The sequence below is a fragment of the Methylobacillus draconifructus genome (assembly GCF_045984355.1).
Lineage (GTDB): Bacteria > Pseudomonadota > Gammaproteobacteria > Burkholderiales > Methylophilaceae > Methylobacillus > Methylobacillus flagellatus_A.
The window spans coordinates 708,225-721,057 of the sequence record NZ_JBJQII010000001.1 but is presented as its reverse complement, the minus strand read 5'-3'; the positions used below and the strand labels follow the sequence as shown (position 1 = coordinate 721,057).

Annotated in this window: 9 protein-coding genes; 8 read left to right on the top strand and 1 reads right to left on the bottom strand. The window is 56.7% G+C overall.

Features of this window, described 5'->3' with window-relative positions; all coding sequences use genetic code 11:
- A complete protein-coding gene (glmS, locus tag ACJSDX_RS03290) occupies nt 1-1,833 on the top strand; it encodes a glutamine--fructose-6-phosphate transaminase (isomerizing) (RefSeq protein ID WP_407993477.1) in 1,833 nt (610 codons plus the stop codon).
- A gap of 37 nt (nt 1,834-1,870) precedes the next feature.
- Nucleotides 1,871-2,530 carry a DUF2490 domain-containing protein gene (locus ACJSDX_RS03285; RefSeq protein ID WP_407993476.1) on the top strand — a complete coding sequence of 220 codons (660 nt, stop codon included), beginning with the start codon at nt 1,871-1,873 and terminating at the stop codon, nt 2,528-2,530.
- A 134-nt stretch (nt 2,531-2,664) separates the two neighbouring features.
- Here the strand turns inward: ACJSDX_RS03285 and ACJSDX_RS03280 are convergent, their stop codons facing one another.
- A complete protein-coding gene (locus tag ACJSDX_RS03280; protein WP_407993475.1) occupies nt 2,665-2,910 on the bottom strand; it encodes a hypothetical protein in 246 nt (81 codons plus the stop codon).
- Between the two features lie 306 nt (nt 2,911-3,216).
- Here ACJSDX_RS03280 and ACJSDX_RS03275 point away from each other — a divergent pair, with 306 nt between their 5' ends.
- The 6 genes from ACJSDX_RS03275 to ACJSDX_RS03250 all read left to right on the top strand — a co-directional run bounded on the left by ACJSDX_RS03275 (nt 3,217) and on the right by ACJSDX_RS03250 (nt 12,361).
- Complete coding sequence (locus tag ACJSDX_RS03275; protein WP_407993474.1) at nt 3,217-3,939, top strand: response regulator; 723 nt, start codon at nt 3,217-3,219, stop codon at nt 3,937-3,939.
- Nucleotides 3,936-5,345 carry an ATP-binding protein gene (locus ACJSDX_RS03270; RefSeq protein WP_309565963.1) on the top strand — a complete coding sequence of 470 codons (1,410 nt, stop codon included), beginning with the start codon at nt 3,936-3,938 and terminating at the stop codon, nt 5,343-5,345. The genes ACJSDX_RS03275 and ACJSDX_RS03270 overlap by 4 nt, the downstream gene beginning before the upstream one ends.
- A 141-nt stretch (nt 5,346-5,486) precedes the next feature.
- Nucleotides 5,487-8,288 carry a bifunctional diguanylate cyclase/phosphodiesterase gene (locus ACJSDX_RS03265; RefSeq protein ID WP_407993473.1) on the top strand — a complete coding sequence of 934 codons (2,802 nt, stop codon included), beginning with the start codon at nt 5,487-5,489 and terminating at the stop codon, nt 8,286-8,288.
- 110 nt (nt 8,289-8,398) lie between these two features.
- The gene (locus ACJSDX_RS03260; protein ID WP_407993472.1) at nt 8,399-8,881 is read left to right on the top strand and encodes a sigma-70 family RNA polymerase sigma factor; all 483 of its coding nucleotides are present in this window, start codon (nt 8,399-8,401) and stop codon (nt 8,879-8,881) included.
- Nucleotides 8,882-8,884: 3 nt separating this feature from the next.
- Nucleotides 8,885-9,865, top strand: a complete 981-nt coding sequence (locus tag ACJSDX_RS03255; protein ID WP_407993471.1) for a FecR domain-containing protein — start codon at nt 8,885-8,887, stop codon at nt 9,863-9,865.
- An 87-nt stretch (nt 9,866-9,952) separates the two neighbouring features.
- On the top strand, nt 9,953-12,361 hold the full coding sequence (locus ACJSDX_RS03250; RefSeq protein WP_407993470.1) for a TonB-dependent siderophore receptor: 2,409 nt from the start codon (nt 9,953-9,955) through the stop codon (nt 12,359-12,361).
- The last annotated feature ends 472 nt before the right edge of the window (nt 12,362-12,833 follow it).

Sequence of the window (12,833 nt, the reverse complement as noted above, 5' to 3'; positions counted from 1 at the left end):
ATGTGTGGCATCGTAGGCGCAGTCGGTGCGCGTAATATTGTCCCGGTATTGATCGAGGGCCTCAGCCGCCTGGAATACCGCGGTTATGACTCAGCAGGGGTTGCCGTACTCAGCGAGGGTCATCTTCGTCGAGTACGTGCAGTGGGGCGCGTGGCGGAAATGCAGGGCAAGGCCCAGGCGGAAAACCTCACCGGGATGCTAGGCATCGGCCATACGCGCTGGGCCACCCATGGCGGCGTGACGGAGTCCAACGCGCACCCGCATATCTCGCGCGGGGAAATTGCCGTGGTGCATAACGGCATCATCGAGAACCATGACGAGCAGCGTCAGCGCCTGCAAGCGATGGGCTACGAATTCGAGTCGCAAACCGACACCGAGGTGATTGCGCACCTGATCCATCACTACCTTGCCCAGGATTTGGCATTGCTGGACGCGGTCAAGCATGCGGTCAAGCAGCTGACCGGCGCATTTGCGATCAGCGTGGTGTCCATCCACTACCCAGGCCAGATGATCTGCGCACGCCAGGGCTGTCCGTTGTTGATCGGCCTCGGGGAAGGCGAAAACTTCATTGCTTCCGACGTCTCTGCCGTGCTGTCCGTCACCCGCAACGTGATCTATCTCGAGGATGGCGATGTGGCGGATATCACCAAGGACAAGGTGATGATATTCGATGCCGCTGACCAGTTGGTGGAGCGTACCGTGCACCGCAGCGACCTCTCGCTGGCTTCGCTGGAGCTGGGCCCCTACTCCCACTTCATGCAGAAGGAAATCCACGAGCAGCCACGCGCATTGACCGACACGCTGGAAGCCATCATCGACGACAATGCGTTCAGCCCGGCCTTGTTCGGCGCAGAGGCGGAATCAGTCTTCAACGAGGTGGACAGCATCCTGATCCTGGCGGCAGGCACGAGTTATTACGCCGGCCTGACGGCCAGGTACTGGCTGGAGAGCATCGCGCAGCTGCCTACCTCGGTGGAAATTGCCAGCGAGTACCGTTACCGCAAATCCGTGCCCAACCCCAGGCAGTTGATCATCACCATCTCCCAGTCCGGCGAGACTCTGGACACCATGGAGGCGCTCAAGCATGCCAAGTCGCTGGGACAGCATTTGACGCTGGCGATCTGCAACGTGCAGGAAAGCGCCATTCCCCGGGCATCGCGCCTGGTCTTGTATACCCGCGCGGGCGCCGAGATCGGCGTGGCGTCGACCAAGGCGTTCACTACCCAACTGGTGGCCCTGTTCACGCTGGCCGCGACGTTCGCCAAGCAGCGCGGCTTGCTGAGCCAAGAACAGGAGCAGGCCTATATCGATGAGTTGCGCCACTTGCCCGGCAGCGTGCAGTATGCGCTCAACCTGGAGCCGCAAATCCGCGAGTGGGCCAAGGCGTTCAGCAACAAGTTCCACGCCCTGTTCCTCGGGCGCGGCATGCATTACCCGATCGCCCTCGAGGGCGCGCTCAAGCTCAAGGAGATTTCCTACATCCATGCCGAGGCCTATCCTGCCGGCGAACTCAAGCACGGCCCGCTGGCATTGGTGGACAAGAACATGCCCGTGGTGGTGATCGCCCCCAACGACGCCCTGCTGGAAAAGGTGAAATCCAACATGCAGGAGGTCAGTGCGCGCGGCGGTGAGTTGTTCGTTTTTGCCGATGCTGACAGCAATTTCACCGGCAGCGAAGGCGTGCACGTGATCCGCACCCCCAGGCACGTCGGCGTGCTGTCCCCCATCCTGCATACCATTCCCGTGCAGTTGCTGGCCTACCATGCCGCCCTGCTCAAAGGCACGGACGTGGACAAGCCGCGTAACCTGGCCAAGTCGGTGACGGTGGAGTAACCCCGGGATGAAGCCAACGAGGGGTGTATGCTGTTTTTTGGGTTTGATATTGATCGCGGGCGTCCAGGGCGTGCGTGCGGATACCAAGATTGACCACGGCTATTGGTTCAACCTGCATTTGCAGGGCCGCTTGCCCACAGAACATTTCTACTGGAGCATGGATAACAACCCGCGCTGGCGTGAAAGCGGGCACCACCTCGACCAGCTGTATTTGCGGCCGTCGGTGTTCTACATGGCGGACCCCAAAACCAGCGTCTGGCTGGGCCATGACACCATCGTCAGGCATCCGGACGGCAAACCGGCCTCCCATGAATATCGGCTCTGGGAGCAATTCCAATACCAGTTCGATCCGGTCGCGACAGTGACGCTGTCCAGCCGGTCCCGGTTGGAGCAACGCAGGCGCGAGGGCTACCATGAGACGGGACACCGGTTGCGGCAAATGCTCAAGGCGGTCACGCCATTATCGCTGCATCCCAAGCTATCGCTGGTTGTTTCCGACGAGCTGTTCATCAATATGAACAATACTGACTGGGGAGCCAGGCATGGGATCGACCAGAACCGGTTTTTCGTCGGGCTCAATTGGAAACTCAATTCGTCCTCGAGCATAGAAACGGGCTACCTGAACCAATTCACCAACGCTCTGGCAAACAATCGCGACAGCCATATATTGACCACCACGCTGGGGTTCAAATTCTAGTTCGGCGATATTGAGTTGGAACGAGGCAGACCCTTCGCCGCGGGAAAAGTATGCTTGGATAAAGCAGAAGCATTATCTATTTTATCGGACAAGCCTGTGAGTACACTATTTGAAATCGCTAAACATTGATCGTATCAATAAAACCGGTCAGTAGCATAAATCACTAGCAGGGCTAGAAAAACTAGAAGAACTGCGATGGCTAGTATCATTGCCAACTTTTTCATGAAGCCTGGTTTATCAAATACCACGCCTTCTGCTTCCTTCACCCTCCTCTCTTCATCAAAATGCCATTTAATAGCAAAATAGGCTCCAATACCCAATACAATAAGCTTAAAAGCTCCAGCAAAGTATGGAAAGGAGTTAGCCCAACTGCCGTTCATTATCTATCTCCATCAAATTCAATATCGATTTTGCGGCAGCATAATCAAAGGTTCATGTTTAGTGCGCACCCAAAGCCAAGCTTTCTAGCTGGCGCAAGTCTACTGCTCGCGCTAGCTGTCCACAACTCTCTTTGCAATACCTGTAGTTATGGCGGTTTGCTAAATTAGCAAAAGCACTGGCACATTTATGTCCAAAACTGAGTTACAACCAGTATGATATTTTAATACTCAGTTGTAGCTTGATTCAAACTTGGTAGTAGCAATTAGTATGAAACTTTATTCCTCTCCTACATGCAGAGACATAACATGAGTGATCAAAATCACATCCTGGTGGTGGATGACGACCACGAAATCCGTGAGCTTCTAACTGATTACCTGCGTGATGCAGGTTTTAAAGTATTTGAGGCAAGTAATGGTCGCGAAATGTGGCGGGTGGTGAACAAGGAGCCGGTCAACCTGATCGTGCTGGACTTGATGCTGCCGGAAGAGGATGGGTTGAGCCTGTGCCGGGAAGTGCGCGCGCAAGGCGATACGCCGATCATCATGTTGACGGCGAAAGGCACCTTGGTGGACCGCATCATCGGCCTGGAGGTCGGGGCCGACGATTATCTGCCCAAGCCGTTTGACCCGCGCGAGCTATTGGCGAGAATCAAGGTGATCTTGCGCAGGACCCGTACCGATACCGACAAGGCCGCCGCCGATGAGTTTGCCTATATCAGCTTCGAGGGCTGGCGTCTCGATACCCATGCCCGGCAGATGTTCTCGCCCGATGGCGTGATAGTGTCACTGGGCAGCTCGGATTACATGGTATTGCGCGCATTGCTCGAGCACCCCAACCGGCCCTTGAGCCGGGAGTTCCTGATCGAGCATGTCTATGGCAAGGATAGCCATGCGATGGACCGCTCGATCGACGTCTGTATCAGCCGCTTGCGGCACCATCTCGAACTGGACTCGCGCAACCCGAGTATTATTCGTACCGTGCGTAACGCGGGCTATATGCTGGCGAGCCAGGTCAAGCACGAAAAATGAAATGGAAATGGCTGTGGCCGGCTTCATTATTCGGCCGCCTGGTGATCGTGCTCGTAGCCGGCACCATGACGGCGCAAGTGCTGACCGGATTCATCTGGTACGACATGAACTACGGCAAGGCGCTGGAAATCCCCACGCGCGTGCTCGCAGCCAAGCTCTCTGACAGCATCAGCCTGATCGAAATCAGCAAGGTCGAGGATGAGCGCTTGCTGATCCACAAGCTGAGCAATTCCATGTACCGCTTGTCGCCCGTGGATGCTCCTCCGCGCCTCAAGACCCTGAACACGCGCGATCGCGCGGTGGAGCTCTTGTTCAAGCACGTGTTCGAACAGGAGTTCGGCCGCTTGTTGCCCATCCGCATGGTGGATATCGACCTGCATGACGATCATGGTAGGGAGGCAGGCTGGCTGGACCTGTTCGAGTCGCACTACCCTTCCGCACATTTCGTCCTCTACGTGCAGCTCGATAGCGGCCAATGGCTGCAGCTGGACGCCTACGAAGGCCAGGCGGGCATGAGCATGGCGCCGCTCATGGACTTGTTCGACTACCTGTTCCGGATTTACTTCATCCGCATCATCGTGATCGTCGGCATCGCGTTGTTCGCTGTGCGGCAGATCATGCAGCCGCTGAACCGCCTGGCCGCGGCGGCAGAACGCCTGGGACGCAATATCTACAGCGCACCCCTGGACGTGGACGGTCCTACCGAAGTGCGGCGTTCCGCCAAGGCGTTCAACCTGATGCAGCAGCGGCTGATCGATACGGTGACGGAAAAAACCCGCTTCCTGGCCGCGATCTCGCATGACCTGCGTTCCCCCATCACCCGCATGCGCTTGCGCACGGAGCAGATCGACAAGCCATTGCTGCGCGAAAAATTCCGCCGCGACCTGGAAGACATGGAAACCTTGATTTCTTCCACGGTGGACTTCATGCGCGGGGTGGAGGTACATGAAAACCGCCATCCCATCGATATCAACGCCATGTTGCAAAGCTTGCAGATAGACGCGCAGGAAACAGGGGCCGAAGTGTCGCTTGCCGGCGAGGCGGCTCCCATCGATGGCTATGCCGTCAGCTTGAAACGCTGCCTGCAGAATTTGCTGGAAAATGCGATCCGCTATGGCAAATCCGCGCACATTGAAGTCATGGATGCCCCGAACCGGTTGCGCATCGCCATACGCGACCGCGGCCCTGGCATCCCTGAAAACCTGCTCAAGCAGGTGTTTGAGCCGTTCTACCGGGTTGAAACTTCCCGCAATGCGGCGACAGGCGGCTCTGGCTTGGGTTTGAGCATTGCCAAAACTATTGTGGAAGCGCATGATGGACAAATCCATCTGCGTAACATGGCTTCAGGAGGTCTTGAAGTGCTGATTGACTTGCCAAGGCAGTTTTCCGAACCTGCCGCAGAATAAAAATTGCGAGTAATGGGAGACTGTTTCACGATTGCCATGATCGTCCGGCCCCATTGAGATCAAAATAAATAGATTGTGGTGAAAAGAATGAGCAGCACAAATATCTCTGATCGGGGCTTGAGCGTTGCAATGCAGCTTCATATGCTGAGTTTTGCAATCAATCGGATTCAAGAGATTGTTCTTGTCTGTGATGCTGATGCCAGGGTATGCCTGGCCAACCTGGCTGCCTGCGAAGTGCTGGGTTGCAGCGAGTCCGAGTTGCTGCAGATGTCCGCCACCGATATTTTCCCCCATCTTGATGTCGCACAATGGCAAAGGGATTGGCAATCCTTGCAGCAACAGCACGTCATCATCCGGGAAACCACGCTGCATGGCAAAACCGGCGCCTCGATTCCCGTAGAGCTCCAGGCCAATTACTTCGTGGATGCAGGCCAGCCGTATTGCATATTGCTGGGGCGCAACCTCACTGCCCATCTCGACATGCTGGAAAAGCTGCGGGAGCAGGAGCTGCAGTATCGCCAGCTGGTAAAGAACTCCCCGGATATCTTCATCCGTTACGACCAGGATTGCCGGCGTATTTTCCTCAGCGATGGCTATGAAGCGGTGTTCGGGGTGCCTGCGGCACAAGCCTTGGGAAGGCGGCCGACCGAAATCTGGGGCCGGCCCACGATGCGCCCGGAGGATTACGAGGCCCGGTTGCGTGAAGTCATGCAGTCAGGAAATACGCAGGAAATCGAGCTGGAATGGACGGAAGGTGACCACTACGTCTGCCAGTCCTTGCATGTCGTGCCCGAGCGCAACGTGAAGGGCGGGATTACCGGCGTTTTGACGATCACCCGCGATATTTCGCATATCCGCCGCGTGGAGCGGGAGCTGAGGAAACGGGAAAAATACCAGAGCGCGCTGATCGAGAATTTTCCCTTCGTCGTCTGGCTCAAGGACCTGAACAGCAAATTGCTGGCAGCCAACAGCGCCTATGCCAAGTTTGCCGGCGTGGTCTCCAAAGAGGAGTTGGAAGGGAAGACGGATTTCGACCTGTTCCCCCTGGAAGACGCCACCACCTATGTCGACGGGGATAAACGCGTGCTGCAAAGCGGCCAGCCTTACCTGGCGATAGTGCCGATCACCAAGGCTAACGGCGAGAAGGGCTGGATAGAGGCCTACAAGTCACCAATGGTAGTGGACGGCAAGCTGATGGGGACGGTAGGTTTTTTCCGCGACATTACCGATATCAAGCAGAACGAGGAGAAACTGCTGCAGCGCGAGCGCGAGTTGCAGTCGCTGATCGATAACACGCCAGACACCATCATCCGTTACGACCTCAACGCGCGCAGGCTGTATGCCAACACGCCCAAATTGAAGCGCATCGGCATCGAAACCGGCAAGCTGATCGGCACGACGCCATCCGAGTATCCCGGCGGCGAGGCCTATGTGAAGTATGAGGAAAAGATCAAGGGCGTCATCAGCAGCGCGACGCCGGATTTCCTCGAGCTGCACGGCAAGGCTGACAATGGCAGCACCTGGTTCATCCATGTGCGCATCGTGCCCGAGTTCGGCGAGCAGGGGCAGGTGATCGGGGTGCTGGCGGTGGAGCGCGACATTACCGAGCTGATGGAATACCGCGAGCGCATCCATTACCTGGCCTATTACGATGCATTGACCGGCTTGCCTAATCGCACCCTGTTTGCCGATCGCGTCAGCCAGGTGCTGGCGGATGCCAGCTGGCATGAACAGCGCTTTGGCCTGATGATGCTGGACCTGGACCGCTTCAAGGAGGTCAATGACACCCTCGGCCACCAGGCCGGCGACGACCTGCTGGTGGCGGTTGCCCAGCGGCTCAATGCCTCGGTGCGCAGCTACGACACCATTGCCCGCTTGAGCGGGGACGAGTTTGCGATCCTGCTGCCGGAACTGCGTAACCCGGATGACTTAGCCACGATCGCCAGGAAGATCAATGATGAAATCGCCAAGCCGTTCCTGATCCACAAGAAAGAGCTGTTCATCTCCACCAGCATCGGCATCGCGATCTACCCGAACGATGGCGATGACCGGGCGACATTGTTCAAGAGCGCCGATGTGGCGATGTACCATGCCAAGAGCTATGGCCGCAACAATTACCAGTTCTACTCCCGTGAGCTGGGCTCCAAGGCTTCGGAATACATCATGCTGGGCGCTTCCATCCGCCAGGCGCTCAAGAACGCCGAGTTCGAGCTGTTCTACCAACCCCAGGTCGACCTCATGAACGGAGCGATCGTCGGTGCCGAGGCATTACTGCGCTGGCGCAACCCGCAACTGGGCGTGGTGATGCCCGATCGCTTCGTCAAGGTGGCGGAAGAAAGCGGCCTGATCGTCGAGATCGGGGAGTGGGTGTTGCGCGAGGCCTGCAACGCCGTGGTTCGGCTGAACCGCTATCGCCCCGACGACGGCCCGCTCAGCATGGCAGTCAATCTTTCGTCCCGCCAGTTCCTCTATAACGACCTGCTCGCTTCGGTGCAGGAAATCCTGGCAGAAACAGGCTGCAAGCCCGAATGGCTGAAGCTGGAAATCACGGAAAGCCTGTTGCTGGAAGATAGCCAGGAAATCATCAACACGCTCAGCTTGTTCAAGGAAATGGGCATTACCATTTCCATCGACGATTTCTGCACCGGCTATTCCGCCATGAGCTACCTTGGGCAGTTCCCCATCAGCCAGGTCAAGATAGACCGTTCCTTCGTGCGCGATATTGCCGCCAAGCAGGACAAGCTGGAATTGATCACCGCCATTATCCGCATTGCGCATGCGTTGCGGCTTGAGCTCGTGGCCGAGGGGGTCGAGAGCAAGCAGCAAGCCAACCTGCTCAAGATCCAGGGCTGCACGATTGCGCAAGGATATTTCTTCGGCAAGCCGATGCGCTTGCGCCACCTGGAGTTGATCCTTGCCGACGGGCAAGACCTGATGCAATAAACTGCCCCATTCCTGGAGCAGAAAACGGCAGGGTTTGCAGGAATACAACACTGCTATATAATGAGATTTATTCTCATTTATTGCGATTTCGCAATACGGCTTGTCCTATCTTGAACGCTTTCAAGGCTCTATACGCGAACCACCATAGCTGGCTCAACCATTGGTTGCGCAAGAAAATGGGCAACCATTCCGATGCGGCCGACCTGGCGCAGGATACCTTCCTGCGCGTCTTGCTGAGCGGGGATGCCGACAAGCTGCACGAACCCCGCGCTTTCCTTACCACCGTGGCCTCCGGCCTGGTTTCCAATTTCTACCGCCGCAAGAAGCTGGAGCAGGCCTATCTCGACGCGCTTCTGCATTTGCCTGAAGCGGAGGCGCCCTCCCCCGAGGCAAAAGCCATCATGCTGGAAACCTTGGTCGAAATTGATGGTCTTCTTGATGGTTTGCCATACAAGGTGCGCAAGGCGTTTCTGCTATCCCAGCTGGACGGGATGAGCCAGGCGGATATTGCCGGGGAGCTGGGCGTGTCGATATCGACAGTCAAGCGCTACATTGTCCAGGCGATAGAGCAATGTTGTTTCGGAGGAGCGTAGTCAATGGGGGCCAATTCAGAAAAAGCGATTTCCCCGAAAGTGAGCCGTGCTGCGGCAGAATGGCTGGTGGAACTGCAATCGGGCCAGGTAAGCACGGAGGTGCGTGAGCGGTGGCAAGCCTGGCGCGCAGCGCATCCGGACCATGAACGCGCATGGCAGCATATCGAAATGCTGGGGGAGCGGCTGGGCGGCCTGTCGTCGTCGGTTGCCCATGCCACGCTGGCGCCTCGCGGATCGCTCAAGCGCAGGCGCGCCATCAAGACGCTTGCCATGCTGCTGTTTGCAGGCGGCAGCGCCTGGGTGGTACAGGAAAAACTGCCATGGTGGCAGCTCAGCGCCGACTACAGCACCGGCGTTGGCGAACAGCGGCGCGTAGTGCTGGAAGACGGCACGGCGGTCGAGCTCAATTCGTCCAGCGCCATCAACGTGGCTTATACGCAGCAGCAGCGTATCGTCATGCTGCTGCGCGGCGAAATTCATGTAGCGACCGCGCACGAGCCTGCACAAACGCGCCCGTTCCTGGTCGCGAGCGATCAAGGCAGCATGCGCGCCTTGGGCACCCGCTTCGTCGTGCGCCAATTGACCAATGAGAAGGATAGCCCTATCAAGATCGGGGTGCTGGAAGGCGCGGTCGAGGTCGCCCCGAGCGAGATGCAGGCAAGGGTGAGGTTGCAGGCCGGTGAGCAACTGTCGTTCACGCGGCACATGGTGGCGCCGGTCGAGCCCGTGATCCCGCATGATACGGCATGGCTCCAGCGCATGCTGGTGGCGGACGATATGCCGCTGGGCGAATTCCTGGCCGAGCTCAGCCGCTACCGCAAAGGCAGCCTGGGTTGCGACGACAGCATCAAGCACATGAAAGTGAGCGGCACGTATCCGCTGGATGATACCGACAAGGTGATTGATATGCTGCAGCAGAGCCTTAATTTGCAAGTCCGCATGCTCACCCGCTACTGGGTGCGCCTGATGCCTTCGGCAGCATAAATTTCGCCATAGATTGAGCTGTTTTTGATTCTTGCGTGGCATGAGAAATATGGGACCTATTTCAACCGCTACACTAAGGGAAAATCAATGCAGCACAAGCACGACATACCACGGTTAAGGCTGGGACACTTGATCCTAACCCAGGCACTTTCCACACTATTAGTTTTCACCACGCCCATGTTCGCCGGTTCCGCCATGGCAGAACCGGCAGCCAGGCAGTACCAGATTCCTCCCGGGTCGCTCAAGGATGCGTTGGCCCAGTTCGGCCGGGAAGCCCAAGTCATGTTGTCTTACAACAGCGAACTGGTATCCGGCTTGTATAGCAACGGCTTGAACAAGACGGCTTCCGTGCGTGACGGTCTGGAACAGTTATTGACGGGCACCGGCCTGGAAGCTGTCTCGCAGGAAAATGGCGGATATCTGCTGCGCAAGGCCAACAAGCCGGCAACAGGAAGTTCGGAAAGCACCTTGGATGAAGTGCGGGTCAGCGCCAGCAAGGATCCGACAACGGAAAACACGGGTTCCTATACCACCAGCTCCACAGGCGCTTCCGCCAAATTGCCATTGTCGCTCCGCCATACGCCGCAATCCGTCAGCGTGATCACCCGCCAGCGCATGGACGACCAGAACCTGACCCAATTGCAGGAAGTGCTGGAGCAGACGGTGGGCATCAGCGTCGTGCAGAGTGGTTATGTCGGCGCCAACTGGAATGAATTCCAGTCGCGGGGATTTACGATCAACAATTACCTGGTCGATGGCCTGCCGCTGGGAAGCGGTTTCCAGCAAATGACGAACGATATGGCCTTCTACGACAGGGTGGAGGTGTTGCGCGGCTCATCGGGATTGATGGTCGGTATCGGTGCGCCGGGCGGCAGCATCAATTACGTCCGTAAGAAACCGACGAGGGAATTCCAGGCTTCCGTTACCGGACAGTTTGGCTCGTGGGACAATTACCGGGGCATGGTCGATATCTCCACGCCGTTCAATGCGGACGGCGGCGTGCGCGGCCGCATAGTGGCCGTTAAGCAGGATAGCGGCTCGCACCTGGACCGCTACGGCCTTGAGCGCGACATGCTTTACGGCATTCTCGAAGCAGACCTGACGCCTTCGACCCTGTTTACTGCCGGTCTGGAATACCAGAATCATGAAACCCATGATTCTCCCGAGGCTGGTTTGCCGTTGTTCTATAGCGATGGCAGCCATACCGACTGGAAGCGCTCCAAGAACCCGGGCGCAAGCTGGGCTTCCAGCGAGAATGAAAAGCTCGCTTTCTTTACTTCGCTGGAACATGCCTTCGACAACGACTGGCGCGCCAAGGTGCAGTTCAACCATATACGCCACAGTTACGACAGCATCATCGGCTCTGGCGGTTCAGGCAGCCTGGACAAGGCTACCGGCAGCGGCGTGTCATTGTGGGGCGGCCGCTGGAAGGCTGATCCAATCAAACAGAATGCGCTGGACGTTTACGCCACCGGACCATTTAGCCTGGGCGGTCGTCAGCACGAATTGGTTTTTGGCCTGAACTATTCCCATATCGAGCAGGACAATGATCCGTCGTACACTCTCTGGCATTTCATTTCAGTGGCCGATTACCGCAATTGGAATGGTAATGTGGCGCAGCCTGACATGTCGCCGATCGGGCGCTACTCTGACCGCTCACGTCAGTTTGGCGGTTATTTGACTGCGCGTTTCCGGCCGACAGATGAATGGTCCATCCTGGCGGGAACCAGAGTCATCCATTGGCACCATGCGACCGAGGACCGCTCTGAAACCGGGGTACTCACACCTTACGTTGCGACAACGTATGACCTGACTGATACGGCTTCGCTGTATGCGAGTTATACCAGGATTTTCAATCCGCAAAGCTACCGTGATCGCAATGGCAGCTATCTCGATCCAGAAGAAGGCAACAGCTATGAGGTGGGCGTGAAGCATGCTTTTTATGGTGGCCGCCTCAATACCAGCCTCGCCTTGTTTAGGGTCGAGCAGGATAATCTCGCAGTGCAGGATGGTGCTTTCCTGGCACCGAACGGGAATGTAGCCTACCGTGCCGAGCAAGGCACCGTCAGCAAGGGCTTCGAGGCTGAGGCCAATGGCGAGTTGGCACCAGGCTGGCAGTTGAGCGGAGGCTACACCTTCCGCATCTCCCAGAATGTGGATGGCGACAAAGTGCAGACAGTAGTGCCGCAAAACTTGTTCAAGCTATTCACTACCTATACCCTGCCTGGCGCATGGAACAAACTCACTGTCGGCGGCGGGGCAAACTGGCAGAGCCGTATCTACACCAACGATACCGGCCCCAATAATGAGCGCTTCACTCAGGGAAGCTATGCCGTGGTCAACCTCATGGCGCGCTATCAGTTCGACGAGCGTTTCTCGGCGGCGGTGAACGTGAACAACTTGTTCGACAAGGTGTATTACACCAATACGGCATCGGGCATGGGCTTTTATGGCGTGCCGCGCAATGCCATGCTGACCTTGAAATACCAGTTCTAGATAGCGAATGAATTGCAGTAGCGGCAATATAATGCCGCTCCTGCGAAGCTTGATGCACATTATTGGTGCTGAATCTTCTGCAGCCGGATATCGCTGCTTGTCGGAAATTTCTCTTCGTTTTTCCTCTGAAATCGGGAATTCGCCCAGCTCATCAGTGTAATACGGTCTTTGGTCCGGTGTTCCGGCCAAGTGAGCTGCGGTTTACCGCTGCCACCCTTCAATCTCGCAGATTTGCCATATTTGACTTGGCTTCTTGCCTTTTCGTCATCCATACGCACGAAAAATGTGCTTCAAATGTGCATGTGCACATTTTTGGTGCTTTTGATAATGTTATCAACAACGCCCCGGAGTGCGCAGGCCATGATCTGCATAATGTAATCCCTTGTTTTTAAAGTGGATGCATCGGGGCGGGAAAACCGGGATTTGATAGGGAGGCGCCAGCTCATTTTGGTATGGTAATTGCTTATAAATA

Excerpts from the sequence above, each read along its gene's own strand:
- ACJSDX_RS03275 (WP_407993474.1), top strand. The coding sequence starts at position 3,217 with ATGAGTGATCAAAATCACATCCTGGTGGTGGATGACGACCACGAAATC.
- ACJSDX_RS03270 (WP_309565963.1), top strand. The coding sequence starts at position 3,936 with ATGAAATGGAAATGGCTGTGGCCGGCTTCATTATTCGGCCGCCTGGTG.
- ACJSDX_RS03250 (WP_407993470.1), top strand. The coding sequence starts at position 9,953 with ATGCAGCACAAGCACGACATACCACGGTTAAGGCTGGGACACTTGATC.
- ACJSDX_RS03265 (WP_407993473.1), top strand. The coding sequence starts at position 5,487 with ATGCTGAGTTTTGCAATCAATCGGATTCAAGAGATTGTTCTTGTCTGT.
- ACJSDX_RS03280 (WP_407993475.1), bottom strand. The coding sequence starts at position 2,910 with ATGAACGGCAGTTGGGCTAACTCCTTTCCATACTTTGCTGGAGCTTTT.
- ACJSDX_RS03255 (WP_407993471.1), top strand. The coding sequence starts at position 8,885 with ATGGGGGCCAATTCAGAAAAAGCGATTTCCCCGAAAGTGAGCCGTGCT.
- glmS (WP_407993477.1), top strand. The coding sequence starts at position 1 with ATGTGTGGCATCGTAGGCGCAGTCGGTGCGCGTAATATTGTCCCGGTA.